This window comes from Bizionia sp., from assembly GCF_048259285.1.
GTDB classification, from domain to species: domain Bacteria; phylum Bacteroidota; class Bacteroidia; order Flavobacteriales; family Flavobacteriaceae; genus Algorimicrobium; species Algorimicrobium hallyeonense.
In genome coordinates this window covers 48,972-72,885 of sequence record NZ_JBLXHU010000016.1, presented here as the reverse complement: position 1 = coordinate 72,885, position 23,914 = coordinate 48,972, and the positions used below count along the sequence as shown (strand labels likewise).

At 36.4% G+C, this 23,914-nt stretch carries 20 protein-coding genes; 11 read left to right on the top strand and 9 right to left on the bottom strand.

Features of this window, described 5'->3' with window-relative positions; genetic code table 11:
• Positions 1 to 220 precede the first annotated feature (220 nt).
• The 5 genes from ACN0QX_RS09565 (at position 221) to ACN0QX_RS09545 (ending at position 10,552) form a co-directional block, all read left to right on the top strand.
• Complete coding sequence (locus ACN0QX_RS09565; RefSeq protein ID WP_248395132.1) at positions 221 to 793, top strand: cob(I)yrinic acid a,c-diamide adenosyltransferase; 573 nt, start codon at positions 221 to 223, stop codon at positions 791 to 793.
• Positions 794 to 942: 149 nt separating this feature from the next.
• Complete coding sequence (locus ACN0QX_RS09560) at positions 943 to 1,164, top strand: DUF2795 domain-containing protein (RefSeq protein WP_008637498.1); 222 nt, start codon at positions 943 to 945, stop codon at positions 1,162 to 1,164.
• Positions 1,165 to 1,316: 152 nt separating this feature from the next.
• Positions 1,317 to 4,673: a preprotein translocase subunit SecA gene (secA, locus tag ACN0QX_RS09555; protein ID WP_417196628.1), complete on the top strand. Its 3,357-nt coding sequence runs from the start codon at positions 1,317 to 1,319 to the stop codon at positions 4,671 to 4,673.
• 202 nt (positions 4,674 to 4,875) lie between these two features.
• Positions 4,876 to 9,756 (top strand): malectin domain-containing carbohydrate-binding protein, encoded by a 4,881-nt coding sequence (locus ACN0QX_RS09550; RefSeq protein ID WP_417196626.1) that lies wholly within the window; start codon positions 4,876 to 4,878, stop codon positions 9,754 to 9,756.
• Between the two features lie 16 nt (positions 9,757 to 9,772).
• Entirely contained in the window at positions 9,773 to 10,552 is a 780-nt protein-coding gene (locus ACN0QX_RS09545; protein WP_248395135.1) for a T9SS type A sorting domain-containing protein, read from the top strand.
• Here the strand turns inward: ACN0QX_RS09545 and ACN0QX_RS09540 are convergent, their stop codons facing one another.
• Genes ACN0QX_RS09540 through ACN0QX_RS09525 form a run of 4 tightly spaced genes read right to left on the bottom strand, consistent with a single transcriptional unit; the run spans position 10,553 to position 13,903 of the window.
• On the bottom strand, positions 10,553 to 11,245 hold the full coding sequence (locus tag ACN0QX_RS09540; protein ID WP_417196624.1) for a peptidoglycan DD-metalloendopeptidase family protein: 693 nt from the start codon (positions 11,243 to 11,245) through the stop codon (positions 10,553 to 10,555).
• Between the two features lie 26 nt (positions 11,246 to 11,271).
• Complete coding sequence (locus tag ACN0QX_RS09535) at positions 11,272 to 12,783, bottom strand: hypothetical protein (protein ID WP_417196622.1); 1,512 nt, start codon at positions 12,781 to 12,783, stop codon at positions 11,272 to 11,274.
• A gap of 12 nt (positions 12,784 to 12,795) precedes the next feature.
• Positions 12,796 to 13,371, bottom strand: a complete 576-nt coding sequence (locus ACN0QX_RS09530) for a hypothetical protein (RefSeq protein ID WP_417196620.1) — start codon at positions 13,369 to 13,371, stop codon at positions 12,796 to 12,798.
• Entirely contained in the window at positions 13,355 to 13,903 is a 549-nt protein-coding gene (locus ACN0QX_RS09525) for an RNA polymerase sigma factor (RefSeq protein ID WP_248395139.1), read from the bottom strand. The genes ACN0QX_RS09530 and ACN0QX_RS09525 overlap by 17 nt, the downstream gene beginning before the upstream one ends.
• Before the next feature lie 174 nt (positions 13,904 to 14,077).
• Between ACN0QX_RS09525 and ACN0QX_RS09520 the strand changes: the two genes are divergently transcribed.
• Together ACN0QX_RS09520 and meaB are read left to right on the top strand one after the other, a co-directional pair.
• Positions 14,078 to 14,644 (top strand): DUF2911 domain-containing protein, encoded by a 567-nt coding sequence (locus tag ACN0QX_RS09520; protein WP_376860242.1) that lies wholly within the window; start codon positions 14,078 to 14,080, stop codon positions 14,642 to 14,644.
• Positions 14,637 to 15,725: a methylmalonyl Co-A mutase-associated GTPase MeaB gene (gene meaB, locus ACN0QX_RS09515; RefSeq protein ID WP_417196617.1), complete on the top strand. Its 1,089-nt coding sequence runs from the start codon at positions 14,637 to 14,639 to the stop codon at positions 15,723 to 15,725. Before ACN0QX_RS09520 ends, meaB begins: the two co-directional genes overlap by 8 nt.
• Here meaB and ACN0QX_RS09510 read toward each other — a convergent pair.
• The gene (locus tag ACN0QX_RS09510; RefSeq protein ID WP_417196615.1) at positions 15,720 to 16,661 is read right to left on the bottom strand and encodes an NAD-dependent epimerase/dehydratase family protein; all 942 of its coding nucleotides are present in this window, start codon (positions 16,659 to 16,661) and stop codon (positions 15,720 to 15,722) included. The genes meaB and ACN0QX_RS09510 overlap by 6 nt on opposite strands.
• A 90-nt stretch (positions 16,662 to 16,751) precedes the next feature.
• Here ACN0QX_RS09510 and ACN0QX_RS09505 point away from each other — a divergent pair, with 90 nt between their 5' ends.
• Genes ACN0QX_RS09505 through ACN0QX_RS09495 form a run of 3 tightly spaced genes read left to right on the top strand, consistent with a single transcriptional unit; the run spans position 16,752 to position 19,700 of the window.
• Complete coding sequence (locus tag ACN0QX_RS09505) at positions 16,752 to 17,465, top strand: glycosyltransferase family 2 protein (RefSeq protein ID WP_417196613.1); 714 nt, start codon at positions 16,752 to 16,754, stop codon at positions 17,463 to 17,465.
• The gene (locus tag ACN0QX_RS09500; RefSeq protein ID WP_248395144.1) at positions 17,465 to 18,094 is read left to right on the top strand and encodes a lipid-A-disaccharide synthase N-terminal domain-containing protein; all 630 of its coding nucleotides are present in this window, start codon (positions 17,465 to 17,467) and stop codon (positions 18,092 to 18,094) included. The genes ACN0QX_RS09505 and ACN0QX_RS09500 overlap by 1 nt, the downstream gene beginning before the upstream one ends.
• On the top strand, positions 18,078 to 19,700 hold the full coding sequence (locus ACN0QX_RS09495) for an ArnT family glycosyltransferase (protein WP_417196611.1): 1,623 nt from the start codon (positions 18,078 to 18,080) through the stop codon (positions 19,698 to 19,700). Before ACN0QX_RS09500 ends, ACN0QX_RS09495 begins: the two co-directional genes overlap by 17 nt.
• On the opposite strand, the gene ACN0QX_RS09490 is transcribed toward ACN0QX_RS09495, so the two are convergent.
• From ACN0QX_RS09490 to ACN0QX_RS09480, 3 genes are read right to left on the bottom strand one after another with little or no spacing between them, the layout of a single operon-like run.
• On the bottom strand, positions 19,701 to 20,276 hold the full coding sequence (locus ACN0QX_RS09490; RefSeq protein ID WP_248395146.1) for a phosphatase PAP2 family protein: 576 nt from the start codon (positions 20,274 to 20,276) through the stop codon (positions 19,701 to 19,703).
• A gap of 2 nt (positions 20,277 to 20,278) precedes the next feature.
• Entirely contained in the window at positions 20,279 to 20,506 is a 228-nt protein-coding gene (locus ACN0QX_RS09485; protein ID WP_248395147.1) for a hypothetical protein, read from the bottom strand.
• 9 nt (positions 20,507 to 20,515) lie between these two features.
• Positions 20,516 to 21,892 carry an MATE family efflux transporter gene (locus ACN0QX_RS09480; protein ID WP_417196608.1) on the bottom strand — a complete coding sequence of 459 codons (1,377 nt, stop codon included), beginning with the start codon at positions 21,890 to 21,892 and terminating at the stop codon, positions 20,516 to 20,518.
• Between the two features lie 136 nt (positions 21,893 to 22,028).
• Between ACN0QX_RS09480 and ACN0QX_RS09475 the strand changes: the two genes are divergently transcribed.
• Entirely contained in the window at positions 22,029 to 22,961 is a 933-nt protein-coding gene (locus ACN0QX_RS09475) for a TolB family protein (RefSeq protein ID WP_417196606.1), read from the top strand.
• On the opposite strand, the gene ACN0QX_RS09470 is transcribed toward ACN0QX_RS09475, so the two are convergent.
• Positions 22,958 to 23,899: an NAD(P)H-dependent flavin oxidoreductase gene (locus ACN0QX_RS09470; protein WP_417196605.1), complete on the bottom strand. Its 942-nt coding sequence runs from the start codon at positions 23,897 to 23,899 to the stop codon at positions 22,958 to 22,960. The two genes, ACN0QX_RS09475 and ACN0QX_RS09470, sit on opposite strands and share 4 nt — an antisense overlap.
• Between the last annotated feature and the right edge of the window lie 15 nt (positions 23,900 to 23,914).

Below are 23,914 nucleotides of genomic sequence, written 5' to 3'. Positions count from 1 at the left end.
TCATTTTTCACTTTTCCCTTTTCACTCCTCACTCCTCACTCCTCACTTTCCACTTTTCACTTTCCACTTTTCAATTTTCACTTTTCACTTTCCACTTTTCACTTTCCACTTTTCACTTTTCACTTTAAACCACAAACCATAAACGCCACCTCCCAAAAACACAAAAGATTCCTTTGCCTTATCCCACAGAACCATTAACTTTGAATAACAAACAATTCCTATGAAAATTTACACCAAAACAGGCGATAAAGGTACAACCGCATTATTCGGTGGTACCCGTGTTCCCAAGCACCATATCCGTATAGACAGTTACGGAACCGTTGATGAATTAAACTCGCATTTAGGACTCATTCGCGATCAAGACATCGACACCCATTATAAAGAAATGCTCATGCATATTCAAGATCGCCTCTTCACCGTAGGCGCTATTTTAGCTACCGATCCCGAAAAAGCCATATTAAAAAATGGAAAGGAACGTTTAAATATTCCTAAAATTTCCGAAGAAAACATTGAACGCCTCGAACAAGAAATTGACAATATGAATACGGCCTTACCACCTATGACACATTTTGTATTACCGGGCGGTCATCAAACCGTGTCATTCTGTCACATAGCACGTTGTGTATGCCGTCGTGCGGAACGTTTAGCATCTGCTTTAAACGATTTCGACCCAATAGACCCCTTGGCTATGACCTATTTAAACCGTTTATCTGACTATCTTTTTGTGTTGGCACGAAAGTTGTCCTCTGACTTAAACGCAGATGAAGTGAAGTGGATTCCTGAAAAACAGTAACCATCTCAAAATAACACAGCATAAACCTGTAAGTGGTTTAAAACAAACCATTAAAGGCACGTTCTTATAAATAAAGTGTAATTAATTGATTTTTTTCTTGTGTATTTAAACTAAAAATTTATTTTTGCAAAAATTAAAACACATTACAAATGTATTGGACATTAGAATTAGCATCCTATTTAAGTGATGCGCCTTGGCCAGCGACGAAAGACGAACTTATTGACTATTCAATTAGAACGGGAGCGCCATTAGAAGTTGTTGAAAACTTACAATCTATTGAAGATGAAGGGGACTCCTATGAGTCTATTCAAGAAATCTGGCCGGATTATCCAACAGACGAAGATTACCTCTGGAATGAGGATGAATATTAATACTATTAAAATTTAAAAAGTCTCGCCTAGAGGCTTTTTTTATGTTTTAATACGTAAATAACCGAACAAAAAAACGTTTTTTTGTATTTCAAAAAAGCAAACACATATTTAATATTAGTATGCAGTACTAATACAACCTAAACACCTAACAAATGAGTTTTTTAGATTCAGTCCTTAAGGTATTTGTTGGCGATAAGTCGAAACAAGACGTTAAAGCCATCATGCCTATAGTTGAAAAAATTAAAACATACGAAGCGGCTCTAGAGCAATTATCTCACGATGATTTACGGGCTAAAACAGCTTACTTTAAAGAAAAAATAGCCGAAGCTAGAAAGCCGCTGAATTCAGAAATTGAAGACCTTCTTAAAAAAGCAAACGAAACAGAGGATATTGATCAACGGGAAGATATCTATTTAGAAATTGACAAAATTAAAGACACCATTTATACGGTTACGGAAGATGTATTAAACGACATCCTTCCAGAAGCCTTTGCTGTAGTTAAAGAAACAGCAAAACGTTTTGTTCATAATACAACCATTCCGGTTACTGCCAATACCTTCGATCGTGAAATTTCCGGTGAAAAGGATTATGTAACACTAGAAGATGATCAAGCCGTTTGGGCAAATTCTTGGGATGCTGCCGGGAAACCAATTACTTGGGACATGATTCATTATGATGTCCAATTAATAGGTGGTATTGCTATGCACCAAGGTAAAATTGCCGAAATGCATACAGGTGAAGGTAAAACATTAGTAGCTACACTGCCGGTGTATTTAAATGCACTTGCTGGCAGAGGTGTGCATTTAGTAACAGTAAATGATTACCTAGCCAAACGTGATAGCGCGTGGATGGCACCAATATTTGAATTCCACGGCATGCGTGTGGACTGTATTGATTACCACCAACCCAATTCTGCGGCTCGTAAAAAAGCCTATTTAGCAGATATTACCTACGGAACAAATAACGAATTTGGTTTCGATTATTTACGGGATAATATGGCGCACGCACCAGACGATTTAGTGCAACGCCCACACCACTACGCCATTGTAGATGAGGTGGATTCGGTTTTAATTGATGATGCTAGAACACCATTAATTATTTCAGGACCTATTCCACAAGGTGATCGTCATGAATTTACAGAATTAAAACCAAAAGTAGATAGTATCGTTTCGGTACAACGTAAGTACCTAGTTGGTGTTTTAGCAGAAGCTAAAAAATTAATTGCAGAAGGTGATACCAAAGAAGGTGGTTTTCAATTGTTACGTGCCTACAGAGGTATTCCTAAAAACAAAGCATTAATTAAGTTTTTAAGTGAAGAAGGGATTAAGCAATTACTTCAAAAAACAGAAAACTATTACATGCAAGACAATAACCGCGAAATGCCAAAAATTGACGCGGAATTGTACTACGTTATTGAAGAAAAAAACAATCAAATTGAATTAACCGATAAAGGAATTGAATTCCTATCGGGTGAAGATGACCCGAATTTCTTCGTCATGCCGGAAATAGGTATTGAAATTTCTAAAATTGAAAATCAAAACTTATCATCGGAAGAGGAAGCCAATTTAAAAGAAGATTTATTTAGAGATTACGGCATTAAGTCAGAACGTATTCACACCTTAAACCAATTACTAAAAGCATATGCCTTGTTTGAAAAAGACAACCAATATGTGGTAATGGACAATAAGGTGATGATTGTAGATGAGCAAACGGGTCGTATCATGGATGGGCGTCGTTATTCTGACGGTTTACACCAAGCCATTGAAGCTAAAGAAAATGTAAAAATTGAAGATGCTACCCAAACATTTGCAACAGTAACCCTTCAAAATTATTTCAGAATGTATCGTAAACTGTCCGGTATGACGGGTACCGCTGTTACCGAAGCAGGTGAATTCTGGGAAATATATAAATTAGATGTGGTTGAAATTCCAACCAACAGACCAATTGCGCGTGATGACCGTGAGGATTTAGTGTATAAAACCAAACGTGAAAAATACAACGCGGTTATTGATGAAGTTACCAAGCTCTCGCAAGCGGGTCGTCCAGTGCTTATTGGTACAACCAATGTAGAAATTAGTGAGTTGTTAGGTAAAATGCTTTCTATTAGAAAAGTACCTCACAATGTATTAAACGCGAAACTTCATAAAAAAGAAGCCGATATTGTTGCCGAAGCTGGCCAACCAGGTCAAGTTACAATTGCAACCAACATGGCTGGTCGTGGTACGGATATTAAATTGTCTGATGCGGTTAAAAAAGCAGGTGGTTTAGCCATTGTAGGTACGGAACGTCATGATTCACGTCGTGTGGACCGCCAGTTACGTGGTCGTGCAGGTCGTCAAGGAGATCCAGGAAGCTCGCAATTTTATGTGTCATTAGAAGATAACTTAATGCGTCTTTTTGGTAGTGAACGTATTGCCAAAATGATGGATAGAATGGGATTGGAAGAAGGCGAAGTGATTCAGCATTCTATGATTTCAAAATCTATTGAGCGTGCACAGAAAAAAGTAGAGGAAAATAACTTTGGTGTTCGTAAGCGTTTATTAGAATATGATGATGTGATGAATTCCCAGCGTGAAGTGGTTTACAAACGTCGTCACCACGCCTTACATGGTGAGCGTTTACGTGTGGATTTAGCTAACATGATTTATGATACCTCTGAAGGTATTGCAGAAACGAATAAAGCCGCTAACGATTATAAGAACTTGGAGTTTGAAATGATTCGGTACTTCTCTATGAGTTCCCCTGTTACGGAAGCTGAATTTGGCAAATTAAGCGTCCAAGATTTAGCGGGTAAAATTTACAAAGCAGCTTTTGAACATTACCGTTCTAAAATGGAACGCAATGCTGAATTAGCATTCCCGGTTATTAAAAATGTATACGAAACACAACGCGATAAATTTAAGCGTATTGTAGTACCATTTACCGATGGCGTAAAAAGCATTCAGGTGGTAACAGACCTTGAAAAAGCCTATGAAACCAATGGTAAACAATTAATCAATGACTTTGAGAAAAACATCACATTAGCCATCGTTGACGATTCGTGGAAAACGCATTTACGCAAAATGGATGAGTTGAAACAATCCGTTCAATTAGCGGTACATGAGCAGAAAGATCCGTTGCTAATTTACAAGTTTGAAGCATTTGAGTTATTCAAAGGCATGATTAACAAAGTAAATAAAGATGTTATTTCATTTTTATTTAAAGGTGAATTACCACAAGAAACTACCGATGCTATCCAAGAAGCACGTCAATCTACTAAAAAAGAAAATCTTCAAACTCAAAAAGAAGAAATTCAAAATTTAGATGAACGTTCTGCTCAAAATAGATCGGCAGGAAACACACAACGTCAACCGGAAGTGGTAGAAACAATTGTTCGCGATAGTCCAAAAATTGGACGTAATGACAAGGTCACTATCAAACACGTAATGAGTGGTGAAAATAAAACAGTAAAATTCAAACAAGCTGAACCACTTATTGCCAAAGGCGATTGGGTATTAGTGAATGATTAAGAACTGATTACATCATATTTATAAGAAAAATCCGAAGTAACCCTTCGGATTTTTTTGTTTCAGGTACTTATAACGAAGATTTAAATAGGTTCAACGAAAACTAAAGCATTATAGCTAAAAACTAAAGCCTTATAACTATTTTTACAGTGGTATCTCCTGATTAATTTTTTTCGATTAATAGCACGTAAACGAAAAAAATATTATGATGTCTCTTATTTATTTAAACAAAACAGTTCGATTTGTTGCACTAGCAATCGTAGTGAGCATAACGTTTTGCTGTTTTAATGGCTATTCTCAAACTATCAGTTTCGGCTCCACGGGCTTAATCAATGAAGGTGTTTTAAACCCAACCTCATTAGATTTTGGCCCGGATAATCGCTTATATGTCTCCCAACAAAACGGACTTATCTGGGCTTATACCATAGAGCGCGATAATGCCAGCGCAGGAAATGGACAATACACTGTAATTGCTAGCGAAGAAATTACTAAAATCCGTACAGGCATCCCAAACCATAACGATTTAGGTGTTTTTAATCCAAGTCAACAACGTTTAGTCACTGGTATTCTTGCTTCGGGGACAGCTCAAAATCCAATCTTATATGTAACCTCATCAGATTATTTATTAGGTGGTGGTTCAGGTGGAAATGATAGCAATTTAGATACCAATTCTAGTATGATTTCCAAGCTTGAGAAAATTAATGGTGTTTGGGAAAAAACCGATTTGGTAAGAGGTTTACCGCGCTGTGAAGAAAATCATGCTATAAATGGTTTAGACATGTTTGAAAAAGATGGCGAGACCTTCTTATTAGTGGCTCAAGGTGGCCAGACCAATAAAGGTGCACCTAGTAATAATTTTGCAGGAACCCCAGAGTTTTTCTTATCAGCTTCTATCCTTATCGTAAATCTAACACAATTGGAAGGCATGACGGTTTATACAGACCCAAGAACCAATACCGAATACGTGTATGATTTACCAACCTTAAACGATCCCACCCGAATAGATATAGACAACACGCATCCGGATTTCCCCTATCCCGCTGGACACCCCATGCATGATGCTTTTATTGATTTAGGTGATCCATTTGGAGGCAACAACAGTTTAAATCAGGCCTTCCCAGAAGTGGGAGGTCCGGTTCAAATATTTTCACCTGGCTATAGAAATGCATACGATATTCTCGTTACAGAAAATAATAGAATTTACACCTCAGACAATGGGCCTAATGCCCTTTGGGGAGGCGTTCCAAGAATTTATGACATAGCTACAGATACCTATTTAGGTGATGAAAGTACCATTACCTATGACCCAAACATTCATTATATAACAAACGAAATGAATGAGAGTGGTAGTGAGTTTTCAAAAGACCCCCTACATTTTATTGGAACTATAAATGATCCGAATGGCACATATTACGGGGGACACCCAAATCCTATTCGCGCATTTCCATCCCGTGCGAATGTAATTGCCTATGAAAAAATAAGTGGCTCTTGGGTAGCAACCAACACCTATTTGGTAGGCGATTTATTAGTGGGTGCAGAAGGCTATTTTAACTCGTCCTTTTCAATTGCAAATTTCCCAGATTACCCCGAACAGGGCGAATACCTCATGGATGAACCCGTAAGCAGCCCTAAAAATAATATTTTAGATTTTAAAGCGGCTTCCACCAATGGAATTGTAGAATATACAGCTTCTAATTTTGGCGGTGCCATGCAAGGAAATATTTTAACAGCCTCCTTTAATGGCGATATTAATCGGTATATATTAAACGCGGCTGGCGATATGGTTTTAGAACAAGAAGTGCCTTTTAATGGTTTTGGAAGTATTCCTTTAGATGTTATTGCTTTAGGTGATAATTCCATTTTCCCGGGTACGGTTTGGGCCGTAACCTATGGTGCCAACAGCATAACCGTTTTTGAACCTTCTGATTTAATTTGCCTGCAACCTGGCGATGTAGGTTATGATCCCTTAGCGGATAATGATGGTGATGGTTATACCAATCAAGATGAAATAGATAATGGCACTAATATTTGTTCGCAAAGTAGTAAGCCGAAAGATAATGACAACGATAGTATTTCCGATTTAAATGATCCAGATGATGATAATGATGGCATTCTAGATGTCAATGATGCCTTTGCTTTAGATGCCAATAATGGAACCACCACAAACCTACCTGTAGATTATCCCTTTTGGAATAACGATCCGGGAACAGGTTTATTTGGCTTGGGTTTTACAGGTCTTATGTTAGACCCTTCTGGCACGACAGACTATCTCGATCAATTTAATGAACAAGAAATGTCCTTTGGTGGTGCTGCCGGAAAAGCAACTGTTGATGCCGTTACTGGAGGGGATGCTTTGGAAGGTTTAAACAATCAAGATTACGGCTTTCAGTTTGGAATAAATGTGGATAGTAATTCCAACCCCTTTACGGTTCACGCCAAAGTAGAATCGCCTTATTTTGGTTCCAATGGGAGCCAGAATGACCCTGTTGACTTTCAATCCTACGGTATGCAAATAGGTACAGGTGATCAAGATAACTATCTGAAATTTGTGTTTATGAATGGAACGCTAAATAATGATGCGCTTCATGGGTTACAACTCCTGATAGAATCCAATGGGGTAGTTACATTAAATACGACTTATGATATACCTGATATTATAAATTCAGGATCAGTAGATTTATATATTTCTGTAGATCCTGCCACGGGATTAGCACAGCCCTTCTACTCCACTAATAATGGGGAAACTTTAAGTTTACTGGGACCAACCATTTTGTTACCAAGTGATTTTTTAGACCCGTTAGATGCTAAAGGAATGGCGGTTGGTATTATTTCTACCTCCCGATCGGCTACAACCCCAAACCCATTTACAGCAACTTGGGATTTTATTGAAGCTTACGAAAACCAAAATGGGGTCGTGTCTATAAACCCAACGAATTTAGATTTTGGATTAACACCGGTTAACAACTCCCAACGCAGCAAATACATTGTTTTAAATAATGAAGGTGGACCAACCGATGATGTGATTAGCGTAACAGCTCTAAATTTTGTTGGAACCAATGCAGCTTCGTTTTCTTCAGATATAGCCCTACCTTTTAATATCAATCCTGGTTCTTCCGTAAAAATTCCAATCGATTTTATTTCCGATAATATCGTGGGGGTTAAAACCGCCAATATGGAAGTGATTCATTCCGGTGTTAACACGGCTGTTTCTATGACTTTAACAGGAGAATTAACAGATATTTACACGCCTTTAGTACGTATTAATGCTGGCGGCCCGCTGGTTTTAGCAACTGATGGCGGTCCAGATTGGGAGGACAATACGACTTCAACTGGCGATTCGTATACGGTTTCTTCTGGCTCCCCTTATTCTTCAACCGAAGTATTTTACGAAAATCGTGACGCATCCATTCCGAGTTATATAGACGCTAGTACCTATTACGATGTCATGCATATTCAACGAAGTATTAGCGATCCGGCCTATCCTATGATTTTTTCTATTGCCGTACCTAATGGGGATTATATAGTAAACCTGTATTTTGCAAACCTATACAATGGTACTTCCAATCCTGGCGAACGTGTTTTTAGTGTGAATATAGAAGATGAACGGCTTTTAGATGATTTCGATATTTCTGCGGAATTTGGTCATCGCCAAGCTGGACTTGTTCAAAATAATATAACGGTCACCGATGGCGTTTTAGAAATTCGTTTTTTCGAAAATATAGAAAACCCCCTAATTAATGGAATAGAAATTTTAGGTATTGCCTATCCGGAATTAGAATTGCAACCCATAGCAGATAGAACCAGCTGTGAACTAGAAATATCTGATTTTCAAGCCGAAGGTTCCGGCGGGAATCCATTAGACAACTTAACATATGCCATCTCCGGACATCCTGCAGGCACGGACATTGAACCTACCAACGGTTTAATTTTTGGTGTCATTGATGAAACCGCTGTATCCGGTGGACCCAACAATGATGGTGTGTATAACGTAACGGTTACCTTAAGTAAACCCGGTAGTCTAGATGTTGAGCAAAATTTTACTTGGACTATTTTAGATGATACAGAACCCCCAATCATTATATGCCCAGATAATATTGTAGAAATTCTAGCTAGTGGTATAACCGAAGCTACCGTATTGATTGCAGAACCTACCGCAACTGATAATTGTGCCAGTACCATCACCTACACCGGTGTTCGGTCTGATGCACTGTTATTAACCGATCCGTATCCTTTAGGAGATACCGTTATTTCGTGGACAGCAACGGATGCGTCTAATAATGTGTCCTTAAGTTGTGACCAGACAATATCCATTTTGGAACCTATTTTAATTTCTGCAAAAGCCTATTTACAAGGTGCTGCATTAACGCCTAATTTTGGTGAAGAAACCCTCATGCGTGACGATTTGAGAGTTGCTAATCTCATTCCAACAACGAGTCCGTATGCTGATGGATTAGTATGTGATCCTTCCGTATTCTTAATAACAGGCAATAACGCTATTGTTGATTGGATGTGGATTGAAATTCGAGATGCTAATACAAACACTTTAATTGTTGATGCCAAATCTGGACTCCTACAACGTGATGGGGATATTGTAGATGTTGATGGTATTTCGCCCATAAATTTCCAACAAATATCAGCTGATTATTTTATTTCTGTAAACCATAGGAATCATTTAGGGATTATGAGTGCAACCACAATAACGCTTTCCAATGTAACCTCTCTCGTCAATTTTACCGATGGCAGCATTACTACTTTTGGACTAGAAGCTCAAACAAGTTTCGGAATGCCTACAGGTATTTTAGGCATGTATGGAGGCGATATTAATGGAAATAATCAAACGCGTTATTTAGGCCCTAATAATGATTCGGCTAGTTTAAAAACAATTGTTTCAAATGCCGCTGGCAACGCGACCAATAGCAACTATTTCCCATATACAGCATATAACACAGGTGATATTAACTTGGATGGTATTGTACGCTATTCAGGACCTGGGAATGATAAAGGTCTATTAAAAAATATTATTACAAATCACATAAATAATCCGGCATCAAATTATTATCCAATTTTAGAACAAATGCCAAATTAATTAAATACAAAACGTCATGAAAAAACTATATATAACGGCATTCCTATTAGTAATAAGTATTACTATCCATGCACAAGCAACCTATGAGTTTAGTCTGTCATTTGTTGGAATTAATGCAAATACAGGTAATTACCAAATGGCCTTATTAGCCACACCTAGTGAACCAGTTACCAACCATAGCACCGACGATATGGGCGCAGGTTTTTATGTCCCCACAGGTTTAACCATCGGGAATTTTGTAACAGGCAACTCCAATCTTCCAGCCTCCGAATGGGCATCTATGTCCATGGGACCGGGCGTATTTGGTGATGCCTATTTTTTAGGCCGTGATGAAGCGGGTCAGTACTCCGTCATACTAAATGGTGCAGGCCCTTTTGAACTGGTATTATTTGATGTCATTGCCAATCCAAATCCATCAAGTGGTGAAATTCGTTTTGTGGAAAATGGTGACCCTGTCTTTGATACTATCTATATAGAAAATTACATCAATATTGCGACTCAAAATCTGTATTCTCAAAATAATCCTTTGGCCAACGCTATTAGCTTTCAAACACTAGATTTAGATGCCGTTAATTTGAAGGAAACTATCAACATTTACCCCAATCCTGTATCTGAAATTTTATTTATCAAAACAACAAATTCTATTAATAATATAGAAATATTTACACTATTAGGAAGTCAAGTACTTAAAACAACGAGTGCTGAAATTGATGTAACTAACTTCCAATCCGGAACCTACATCCTTAAAGTACAAACCGATTTAGGCCAAACAATAAAAAAATTGATAATTAACTAATTAATATAGTTTTAATAGGAGATTAGGGTCTGGGCAATTTTGTAAAAAATGGTCCAGATTTTTTTTGTTGCAAACACCAGGATAATCTCCTTCAAAACCTTCCAAATCACGAATTATCTGAAAATGTAAATGTGGCGCATAATCACCATTTACTTCAGCGGCACCAAGGGTTGCTATTTGTTCGCCTTGTTTAACGGCAGCTCCCACATTTTTGTCGGTTAATGAATCCAAACTTAAATGACCATACAAGGTGTAAAAAACAACATCATTAATTTGATGTTCCAAAATCAGTGTCGGACCATAATCACCATAGTTAGCATTATTGGCAAAGCTGTGAATAACACCTTCAAGTGGCGATAAAACAGCTGATCCTGCTGCAATCCACAAATCTAATCCTAAATGAATATTACGTTCGGTATCGGCATTTTGCTGATTGAAATAGGTACTGCGTTTATAAATATTTCGTTTTTCATTATAACCGCCATAAGCAACTTCTGCCCGTTTTTGATGGCAATAATCGTTTATAAAAACAGCCCAAGCTTGAGAGGAGGACACATCAAAAGTGTGTAGTGATAAATTCTGCTCCGATAAATCTATGGATACATATTTGGACAAGGGTATGTTTTTATCTAAAACAAAAAGAGGCATGGAGTTAATGCCATGTATAAAAGAAGAAAAGGGAGTTGAGTTCATAGTATGTAAAACTCAAAAATAGGAAACTAATCCATAACTATATGACTATATTTTGCATTAACAACAATCGTTTTGTTATTGGAAATACTACCAGAATTAAAAGAAGAAACAGCTTGCCCCTTCGTGTTTTTAGGATGCTTGAATTGCGAATACTTACCGTGATACTGTAATTTATAATCGGCTTGAGGCAGTTTTAAATTTGCATTGCTATTATCTAATGTAATATTAATAGTCTTAAAGTCATCCGTTATTTCACTAATGGCTAGATCCCCAAAGCTGCCATTAAGAATAGCATTACCAGACAGTTTATCAATATGGATATTGGACGAATTAGAATTTAATACAAGCCCATTTACATTTTGTATGGTTGCCGCTTCCACAAAGTTCAATTCTAAATTACCGTTCTGCCAATCCTTTATTAAAAGGGATGAATAAGATGCATTGATGGCGGTTTGTTCGCCATCAATGCGTGATGCTAAAAATTTAGTGTGATTTAAATCCGCCTGGAGATTATGAATAATAGAAGTGAATTTCATTTCACCATGTCTGACATTCAGTTTTAATCTGGCGTCTTTGGGAATTTTTATTTTAAGTGTTTTTTTAACTTTCATATTTTTCCCCATGTCTGAATCAAACATGGCTCGATATTTAGCATCTTGCTTTTGTCGTATAGCTTCATGCTTATCATGTTCTTTTTCCATGAGCTTTGCACGTTCTTCCATTTCTTTTCCAATTTGTTCACCCCAAGTTTCCATTTCTTTGCCAAACTGTTCGCCCCATTTTTCCATGCTTTCACCAAAGGATTTTCCAAATTGTTCGCCCCAAGCTTCCATATCTTTTTCAAAGGTTTTTCCAAATTGCTCACCGAATTTTTCACCCCAAGCTTCCATGTCCTTTTCATATTTTTCAAAAGCCTCTGTGTCCACTTTTTTTGCCCAAGCCTCCATTTTTCTAGCATACGCATCGCCATATTTGGCACTGTATTCACGACTCCACCTATCCATATATACTTCGCCTTCATTTTTATAGCGCTCAAAATCAAAATTGGTAGTATTCATGCCTTCTGGCAAATCCGGGAGTTTCGGCATATTAGGCATTTTAGGCATATTGGCCATGTCAAGGGATGCCATTAAACCATCAACCAATGGCATAATAGGCATGTCTGCTAATTCAATTTCCAAATTCTGTAAAGCATCTACTGATTGAACATCAAAAAGACTCATACTATCGGACCAACTATCACCTTCCGAATTAGATTTTATTGTGATATAATCTTTGGAACCTTCCACCTGGACCTTCCAAGCATCCACATGTTTTTTTAGTGCTTCTTTTGATAGCGCGTCACTTTCAATATAAGCTTCAACTTCAATAATATCTTTATTCCAAGTATCGATGATTATGTTGGTATAACTCGCATGTATATCGAGGGTTACATCATCATTAACCTGTAAGGATTGCGATATTTTATCTACACGTTGTTGGGCATTTATACTACCTGCAAAAAGTAAGCAGAGAAGCAAAAATTTTATGTTTTTCATAATACTAATGTTTTATACGTTATTTTTCTTCTGATGTGAATCAGAGTTTTTTAAACTGTGTAATTGGTCTTTAAGACGATACATGAGATTTAATCTAAATTTCAAATTTGTTATCAATGCACTTACCGTTAATTCATTGGGACCTTGCTCGGTTAACTCAACAGACAATCGCTTATACTCCGCATTTAAAGCATCCAAACGTGATATATAGCCATCAATGAGATCTTTATTTTCTGAAGTTAAGGTCACTTTGGACAACTCCAAATTAATATTTGCCAAATAATAATCCTCTACTTTTTTAAAGTCTGGAGAAATATCGCCTAGTGTTTTTAAAGGTGATTTTTCAGGAGCAACTTCAACAACCTGATTCGTTTTAACGGGTTCATTGAAAACAGCATACACACCAAAACCCAATCCCAAAACAATTACAACACTTGCTGCAATTTGCATCCATAAAAAACTATGCTTTTTCTTTTGTGGAAAGCTTTTGTTCAATTTCTGCTGAAAACGAGCTTCATGTCCTGAAGGCATGACAGTTTTGGTTTCCGCATTATTCTGTTTGAGTAAATCTCTAATATCGCGTGCCATTTTTTTTCTGTTTTAATAATTCTTGTAATTGTAACTTACCTCGGTAAAGTTGTGTTCTGGAAGAAACTTCGGTAATATTTAAAATATCTGAAATTTCTTGATGATCATAACCTTCCAGTAAATACAGCGTGAGAACCAATCGATATTTATCTGCTAAACTTGAAATAGCGTCTTTAACATCCACAACTTCCACGGTATCGTCTACTAACCAATTGTCATTACCCGAGTCCACCACATTTAAATGCGCAGCTTCAAGTTCCACCAGTTGGTGTTTTTGTGCTTTTAACATGTCTATACTCGTATTAATAACAATGCGCTTTAACCAGGCTCCAAAAGTAACTTCTGCTTGATACTGATCCAGTTTAGAGAACGCTTTAATAAAGGCATCCTGAACAATATCTTCAGCTTCGGCATCATGCTTTACAAATCGTCTTGCAACAATATACATACCTTGGCAGTACTGGTTGTATAACTGCATTTGTGCTTGACGGTTGTTTGCTTTGCATTTTTCAATAATTTCAAGTTGAAACATGCTTTACTTTTTGGTTTTAATGGTTTGGTTCATCTTAATGACGATGAAAAAAGTGATGTGTTGCAAAAATCCGCATCTTTTTTTCAAGATTAAAAATAAGTCTTAAAAAAATGTGATAGCCCTTCATTAAAAATAACATTTGAAGTACCTTTATATCATTAATTAAAATACCCTATGAATAGATTTTTTAAATGGTTTTTGGGATGCTTATTTCTAATTGCCATCAGTTTGTTTTTATATTCCTTTTTTGTGGATGGCAGTTTACTTGCACCAAGAAAAAGTCCAATTGATACTGTATCCTTTTCTAAAAATGATTTACAGCTAGATATAGTTTATAACAGACCCTCTAAACGCGGTCGCGAAGTTTTTGGTGGTTTGGTTCCTTATAAGCAAGTTTGGCGAACAGGTGCCAACGAAGCCACAACCTTTAAAACGAGTAAAGCCTTAAAAATAAACAATGATTCGCTTCCTGCGGGAAAATATACCCTATGGACCATTCCAAACGATTCTACATGGCAAGTTATGTTTAATTCCAAACAATATGCTTGGGGAGTTGATACAGAAATGAAACCCATGCGTGAACCCGAATTTGATGTCATTACCGTTACCGTTCCCGTGGAAGACACAGGAGTTACGGTGGAACAATTTACAATTGGGTTTGACAATGCATTAGATCAATTATCACTAACTATGGCTTGGGATGAAACCAAAATAGCCGTACCAATAGAAACTTTTGACTAAAAAAACGTCACATAAAAAAGCACTACAAGAACAGGCTGGTGTTTCGCAACCCGAAACCATCAATCAGGCTATTATTGATGCTATACGTAGTCGAAGAGATGTAAAACCAACAACTCCACAACTTATTGAACGTATTTTAAAAGGTGATATAACAGCTTTAAGTCGCGCAATAACCTTAATTGAAAGCAAAAACAAAAATCATGCTGATCAGGCACATGCTATTATAAAAGGCTGCCTTCCTTATGCTAATAAATCAGTTAGAATTGGGATTACAGGTGTTCCTGGTGTTGGTAAAAGTACATTTATTGAATCCTTCGGAACATATTTATCCAAAGCAGGAAAAAAAATTGCCGTTCTAGCTATTGACCCAAGTAGTTCTATTACAAAAGGAAGCATTCTAGGCGATAAAACCCGAATGGAGGATTTAGTAAAGGACACGAATGTCTACATCAGGCCATCGCCATCAGGGGAATCTTTAGGTGGTGTGGCGCGAAAAACTCGGGAAACTATTATCTTGTGTGAAGCTGCTGGTTTTGACACCATATTAATTGAAACCGTTGGCGTTGGTCAGAGTGAAACGGCAGTTCATAGTATGGTAGATTTTTTCCTGCTCCTTAAATTAGCAGGTGCTGGCGATGAGCTACAAGGCATTAAACGCGGTATTATTGAAATGGCCGATTCTATAGCCATTAATAAGGCCGATGGCGAAAACATGAAAGCCGCTAAAATTGCTAAAGTAGAATTTAATCGCGCATTACATCTATATCCAGCTAAAGATTCTGAATGGCAACCCAAAGTATTATTATGTAGCGCCTTGCATGATGAAGGAATAGATACCGTTTGGGAAACTATAGATAAATATGTGACGCAAACGCAAAGCAATGGATACTTTGAGCAGCGACGTCATGAGCAAAATAAGTTCTGGTTAATTGAAACCATTAAAGACCAACTGCATGCGGACTTCTTTAATAATGAGGTCATTAAAAAAGCATTAAACGTACAGATAGCATTAATTGAGGCGCAGAAAACAACACCTTTTGCTGCTGCGGATTATTTATTGCAGTTAAAACCGGAATTATAGAAAATTGGTTTTATACCAAGCTACCTGCTTTTCCACACCTTCTAATAAGGTGGTTTGCGGATTATAATTTAGTAAGCTTCTCGCTTTATCAATAATAGCTTTGGTTCGTAATTGATCACCAGCTCTAGCAGACACATGTTGAATAGCAATATTCAGATCCATAACATGAGCAACCGCATCAATACCTTCTTGTGTAGTATGTTCTACTTCAGTTCCAAGATTAATAATTTCACCATCAACAGCATCAATAGCATTCATTACACTAACAACACCATCTACAATATCATCTACATAGGTAAAACTGCGTAAATGGGTAGAACTGCCTTGGTATAACGGAAAAGCTTCTTTATTAAATCCGCAGGCAATTAATTTGGTATACATTTTTTCAGGGCGTTCCCGAGGTCCAAAAACAGAATATAATCGCAATGAACAAGTCTTCAATTGTTTTTCTCGTGATTTTTGAAGTACCAATTGCTCGGCAGCTAATTTGGTTACACCATAATGAGAGGCCGGTTTGGGCGCTACGGTTTCAGGAAACGTTGCCTCTAGCCCGTAAATTGACGATGTACCAATATTTACAAACAACTTTAAATCCTTTAATTGCAAGGCAAAATCTATTATGTTTTTTGTAGCAATAATATTATTAGTGAAATAATCTTCAAAAGTTGAAGTAGTAGAAATACCTGGTTGTGCCGCAAAATGAAAAATAAAATCGATATCGGTTGGTAAGTTGTCAATCAAATTATTTGAACGCAAATCCAATTTTAAAACAGGAATACCTTTTTTATTTAGAGCTTTTTCATTTAATTTCTTTAAAGATTCGCTATAATACGGCGAAAAATTATCCACACCTATTACATCATGTCCCATGTCTTTTAAACGTTCAGCTGTATGCGAGCCTATAAATCCCACTGCACCAGTAACTAGTATCTTCATAAATCTAATATCTATTACAAAGAAACATTTTTTTTCTGTAAGATTAGAATTCTATAAAAAAGAATACATTTGTAGTACAACTTTAATTTTATGGATTACCAGTTTACAATTATAGTTCCCGTATATAATGAAGAAGATAATTTACCGCGAGTTGAAAAGGAATTATTAGAATACATGCAAATAGCCAGCAGAAAAACAAAGATTTTGTTTGTAAATGATGGCTCCAAAGACAGCAGTCAACAGCATATTGAAGATATTGCTAAAAGACATCCTGAATTTCAATATATTAGTTTTAAGGAAAACCGAGGTTTAAGCGCGGCTATAAAAGCTGGTTTTGATTATGCGGACACGGAATTGGTTGGTTATATAGATTCGGATTTACAAACCGATCCAAAGGATTTTAACGTGCTTTTAGAACATATTAATGATTATGATTTGGTAACGGGTGTTCGCGCAAACCGTAAAGATAGTTTTGTTAAAAATATGTCTTCTACCATTGCCAATGGAATTCGCCGTACATTTACTAAAGATGGCATGGACGATACAGGTTGTCCGCTTAAAATTATAAAAACTGATTATGCCAAGCGGATTCCCATGTTTGAAGGTTTGCATCGCTTTCTTCCTGCTATGATTTTATTGCAAAAAGGTAAGATTGTACAAGTCCCTGTCAAACACTTCCCACGGGTTGCCGGAGAAGCCAAATTTGGCGTTTGGAATCGCTTAATTGGACCGCTAATGGATTGTTTCGCGTATCTCTGGATGAAGAAAAAGTATATTAATTATACGGTTGAGAAACACAATTAATGAGTAATTGGCTCATATATAGTATTGGATTTTTAGCGCAAATATTGTTCTCGTCTCGGCTTATTCTTCAATGGCTATATTCTGAAAAACAAAAACGCGTTATTACGCCTACCATTTTTTGGACTTTAAGTTTATTTGCTTCATTCTTGCTATTTATATATGGATATTTACGTGATGATTTTGCTATTATGCTTGGTCAAGGCTTAACCTATTTTATATATATTAGGAATTTGCAACTACAAAACCAATGGCAGAAGTACCCTAAATTCATGCAGTGGTTTTTATTATTAATGCCAACATTTATTGCCATTTTCTATTTTAACAATAATACGATAGACGTGGTGAAACTCTTTAAAAACGAAGCTATTCCCGTCTGGCTACTAACATTAGGAATCGTTTCGCAGGTGGTGTTTACTTTACGTTTTGTATACCAATGGCTCTATTCGGAGAAACAAAAAGAATCAACCCTACCTTTTGGCTTTTGGTTATTAAGTTTAATAGGCTCTATTCTTATTTTAACTTATGCTATTTTCAGAAGAGATCCTGTGTTATTTACAGGTCATATTCTGGGTGCTATTATCTATATTAGGAATTTAATTTTAATCCGAAAATATGCTTCCGCTTCTTAAAAAATATCCCGTTTTATTTATTTGTTTTGGAATTGCACTGGTGTTGCTTCCAAATTTAAACGTAATGGACGTGACTATTATGGAAGCGCGAAATTTTATTACAGCTCGTGAAATGTTAACCGATAATAACTGGCTACTCACAACCATGAATGGCGAAGCCCGTTATGAAAAACCACCTTTACCAACATGGCTTACCGCTATTTCTGCTGCTATTTTTGGTGTACAAAGTGTTTTTGCTATACGATTGCCTGCGGTTCTATTTATTATGATAATTGCCGTTTTTGTTTTTAAATTATCTAAAAAAATCACAAAAAGTCAATCTTTCGGAATTTTATCTGCAATTATTGTTACCACTTCATTTTATGTTATTGGTATTATGATTGAAGCACCTTGGGATATTTTTACACATGGCTTTATGTGTGTTGCTATTTACTATTTATTTTGCTTTTTCCAAGCGACAAAAACGCAATGGAAATCAGCACTTTTGGCAAGTGTATTTATTGGTTTCTCCATATTGAGTAAAGGACCCGTTAGTTTTTACGCCTTATTATTACCGTTTTTATTGGCTTATGGATTTACATTTAAATATAACCGTTTTAAATCGAAATTTATACCCGTCCTACTTATATTAATTTTAGCGGTTACTGTTGGTGGTTGGTGGTATTTATATGTGCGATTAGAAGATCCAGCCACATTTTTAGCAATTGCAGAAAAAGAAACGGGTAATTGGAGTAGCTATAATGTGCGCCCATTTTATTATTATTGGAGTTTCTTTACGCAAAGTGGTTTGTGGACGATTCCAGCATTTGTCAGTTTGTTATATCCATACTTAAAAACCCGCGTTAGAAACCGTAAAGCTTATAAATTTAGTTTTTTATGGACTATTTTTGCCGTTATATTACTGTCTCTTATACCTGAAAAGAAATCACGGTATTTAATGCCTGTTTTAATTCCCTTAGCAATTAATTGCAGTTTTTATCTAGACTATGTAATTCGTGAATTTAAAAATTTGAAAAATAAACGTGAAACCGTTCCAGTTTATTTCAACTTTGGGTTGATTGGTATTGTAGGCATTGCGTTTCCTTTTTTAGCCTTTGCCTTTTTAAAAGATAATTTAACAGGTTATTGGTTCTCTTTTATATTAGCGTCAGTTATCGTGTTTGTTATGGGTTTTTTCATTTTAAGATTCTTAAAACACATGAATATACGCATGGTTGTCGTTTGCGCTGTAGGACTTTATGCTAGTTTACTCCTTTTTGCTTTACCGCTAAAGGAAGCTTTGAATAGTGAGGACTTCCACCCGATTACTTCTGATATTTCTGGCGATTTAAAACTCTACCAATTCAATTATATAGCACCTGAAATGATTTGGGAATATGGTCAAAAAATTCCACCAATTAAAAATGAGGATGGTACAATGACCTTACCTAAAGAACCTAACTTTGGATTATTAACGATTGGCATAAGCCCGGAAGACTCCAATAAACTTCAGGAAACCTATTCGATAGAAAAAATTAATACGTTTAATTTGAATACCGTTTCTAAAGAATCAAGACAGTATAAAGATAGACTCCTTGCTAACTATTACATATTGACAAAAAAGTAATTATTTCACACCATAACGCTTTTGTAAAAACAGGTCTAGTTTGTAAAACATGAAGCCTGACATTGCGCCAAATGCCATTCCACAAATAACATCCAATGGAAAGTGTACGCCAATATAAATACGGCTGTAACCCATAGCTACTGACCATATAAGCATTAGAAATATAAAATACTTGTATTTAAAACGGAGTAATAAACCACTGAACACAGCAACTGCCATGGAGTTAGAAGCATGACCAGAAAAGAAACCAAATTGCCCGCCACAATGTGGTTTAACCAAACGAACCAATCCTTCTAAAGTAGGATCATGACAGGGTCTTAAACGCATAACCAATACTTTTTTAAATACATTGGTCATTTGATCGGTAAACAAAACCATTAGAAATATAACAAAAATGGTTATTAAAAATAGTTTAGGCGTTCGTGTTCTGAAAATTATAAAAAGTAAAACGGCATAAAAAGGAATCCAATAGAATTTAGTGGTATAAAACATCCAAAATCCATCCCAAGTGGTTGTTCCTAAATTATTTAAATAAAGAAAAAGTTCAGTGTCGAGTTGTACTAATTGTTCAAGCATAATTAATCTTCGTAACGTTCAATTTCACGATCGTAAAAATCGGTTGCTTGCTGGATTAACGATTCAGCTTCCATCTCCAATTCTTTTTGATCATGCTGATCAAAATCCTCCAACCATTCTACATCATCATTTTCTAAATTGATAATAAATCTAGGGAAATCGGTATGAATAACGAAAATAGCATCTGGAAAATCGGTATTATCGCCTAATAAAAATTTTGGGAACTCCATATATGGTTGTTAGGTGTTAGATAAAATTAAACGTTTGGTAAGATAGTTAAATCGGATAAATAATAAAATTGCTGCTACGGTTAATCCTGCTAATAAACCCATCCATATTCCAAAACTAGCATAGCGTTCGGCACTCCCAAAGTATATACTTATGGGAAACCCAACGATCCAGTAGGAAATAAAGGTTATAATAGTGGGTATTTTTACATCCTGCAAACCACGCAATGCACCAAGCATAACCACTTGAATACTGTCACTAATTTGAAAAATGGCAGCCGCAATTAATAAATTGGCTGCTATACGTAATACCTCAGCGTTATCCACCGCGTTTAGAACATCTGAATTATCTAAATACAATGTTGGTAATTGCTGATGGAAGATAAAAAATAACAGCCCGAAAGTGACCGCCAAAATCATTCCTAGTAAAAAAATTGAAAAGGCAATTCGGCGCAACTCGAAGTAGTTTTTTAATCCTTTTTGGTTACCAACACGTATCATGGATGCGACACTTAAACCGGTTGCCACCATAAAAGTCATGGATGATAAATTTAAAGCAATTTGATTGGCTGCCTGTGCATTCTTACCTAACAAACCACTCAACCAAATGGCGGCTGTAAAAATGGCAACCTCAAAAAACATTTGCATAGCACTTGGTGAGCCTAAATTAATTACTTTTTTGAGTTCTAATTTATCTAGCGCAAATATTTTGATATTAGTAACGTAATCTCTCGATTTTTTATGTCCTTTAAGAATCCACCAAAGGAAAACAACCATGACCACACGTGAGATTAATGTGCCATAGGCTGCTCCAACAATACCAAATTCAGGAAAACCAAATTTTCCAAAAATAAGGACGTAGTTTAAAACCACGTTAACAACATTGGCTACAATAGTAGCATACATAGGATAACGGGTCATGGATAAGCCATCACTAAACTGCTTAAATGCCTGAAAAACAATTAAAGGCACTAGTGAAAAGGCTACCCAATCCAAATACGGAATAGCTAATTCTACTACCTCCAAAGGCTGCTTCATTAGGTACATTAACGGTTTGGCAAATAAGAGTAGTAAAAATAAAAATAACCCTAAAGATGTACATAAAAACAAGCCATGCTTAAATGCTGATTTACCTTTAGCAAAATTTCCTTCCGCATCGGCTTCCGCAACTAAAGGCGTTATAGCTGTTGAAAAACCAATTCCTAAAGACATGGCAATAAACATAAAACTATTACCTAAAGACACAGCCGCTAATTCAGCGGTTCCTAATTGGCCAACCATGATATTATCTACAAATCCTACAAAAGTGTGTCCCAACATACCCAACATAACAGGAGCTGCCAGTTGCCAGTTGTATTTAAACTCTTTCGTGTAGTCGCTTAAAACCATTTTGCAAAAGTAGTATATTCCAATGGGTTTACATATTATGTAAAGGTTCTTTTATTCTTATTTTGCTGGGATTAACATTGTGTTAAGATTTCCATATTATGTATTATATTAACTTGTCAGCCTAATTTAGTTTTTTATGAAATTTAGTTACCTCTTTGCGTTTTTGTTATGTTTAAATTATGGTTTGGCTCAAGACAGTCCTGAACCTTTTTTGCCAGAAATAGCTGGGCAATTTCCAAATGTTAGGGATATAGCCATTGCACCTAATGGCAATGAAATTCTATTTACGGCACAAAGTGTAATGGGTAATCTTTCCGCTATAATTTCGTTAAAAAAAATTAATGGTGTTTGGCAAGAACCTCAAGTAGCTGGCTTTTCTGGCCAACATTTTGATTTAGAACCTTGTTTCTCAACAGATGGATTAAAACTCTACTTTGCTTCCTCAAGACCGCTTAATAATGAATTAAAACCTAAAGATTTTGACATTTGGTATGTGGAAAAGAAAAATATAAATGAACCCTGGTCTAAACCTAAAAACTTGGGTGAACCTGTTAATTCTATTAATGACGAATTTTACCCATCCATTGCAAATAATGGGAATCTCTATTTTACAAGAGCTGATAACTTGAAGAATACGAAAGATGATATTTATGTAAGCTTATTTAAAAATGGTACGTATTTAGAACCAGAAACCCTGCCTAACACCGTAAATTCTGATGGCTATGAATACAATGCTTTCATTGCGCCCGATGAATCCTATATTATATTTGGCGCTTATAATCGGCCTGATGGATTAGGAAGTGGTGATTTATATATTAGTAAGAAATTAAAAACGGGTTGGTCTTCAGCCGAAAATTTAGGCCCTTTTGTAAACTCGGAGAAAATGGATTATTGCCCATTTGTTAAAAATGACACTTTGTACTTTACAAGTAAGCGCGATAACACTATAGTTGAACACGAGAAACCGTTATCAATAAATAGTTTATTAGCGGAATTCAACAAAACAGCAAACGGGTCGAGTAAACTGTTTGCTGTTCCATTTAAAATTTTCAATCAGAAGGTTGATTAGAATGTGGCTACCACTTGTTTAGCTAAATCAAATTCTTTCAGCATATCCTTTACAATTTCTGCTACAGGTTTTATATCGTGAATAAGTCCTGCTATTTGACCAATTTCCAATTCGCCATCTTTCAAATCACCTTCAAACATACCCCGTTTAGCACGCGCACGACCTAATAGCTCTTTTAATTGTTCTGGTGATGGAGATGATTTATAAAGTTCCTGAATTTCGTCGTAGAATTTGTTTTTAACCAAGCGTACTGGTGCCAATTCTTTTAAGGTTAATTGGGTATCACCTTCCTTGACATCCACAACAACCTGTTTAAAAGCTTGATGGGCTGAACTTTCCTCACTAGCCACAAAGCGACTTCCCACTTGAACGGCATCGGCACCTAAAATCATAGTAGCTAACATGGCTTTTCCGGTAGCAATACCGCCAGCTGCAATTAATGGAATGGTCAGCTGTTCTCTTACCATGGGAATTAATGTTAGTGTTGTGGTTTCATCGCGACCATTATGTCCACCAGCTTCAAAACCCTCGGCTACAACCGCATCCACACCAGCATCTTGTGCTTTTAAGGCAAATTTTACACTGCTCACCACATGGACAACCGTAATGCCACGCTCTTGCAACCAGCTTGTCCATGTTTTTGGATTTCCTGCCGAGGTAAAAACAATTTTTACACCTTCTTCCACAATAATATTCATGATTTCTTCCACATTTGGATATAACATAGGCACGTTAACACCAAAGGGTTTATCAGTTGCTTTTTTACATTTCTGAATATGCTCACGTAACACATCAGGATACATACTTCCCGCTCCTAACAAGCCTAGAATTCCAGCGTTACTAGATGCTGAAGCTAAACGCCAACCTGAATTCCAAATCATTCCAGCTTGAATAATTGGATATTGAATATTAAAAAGTTTGGTGATTTTATTGGACATAATATAATGTGTTTT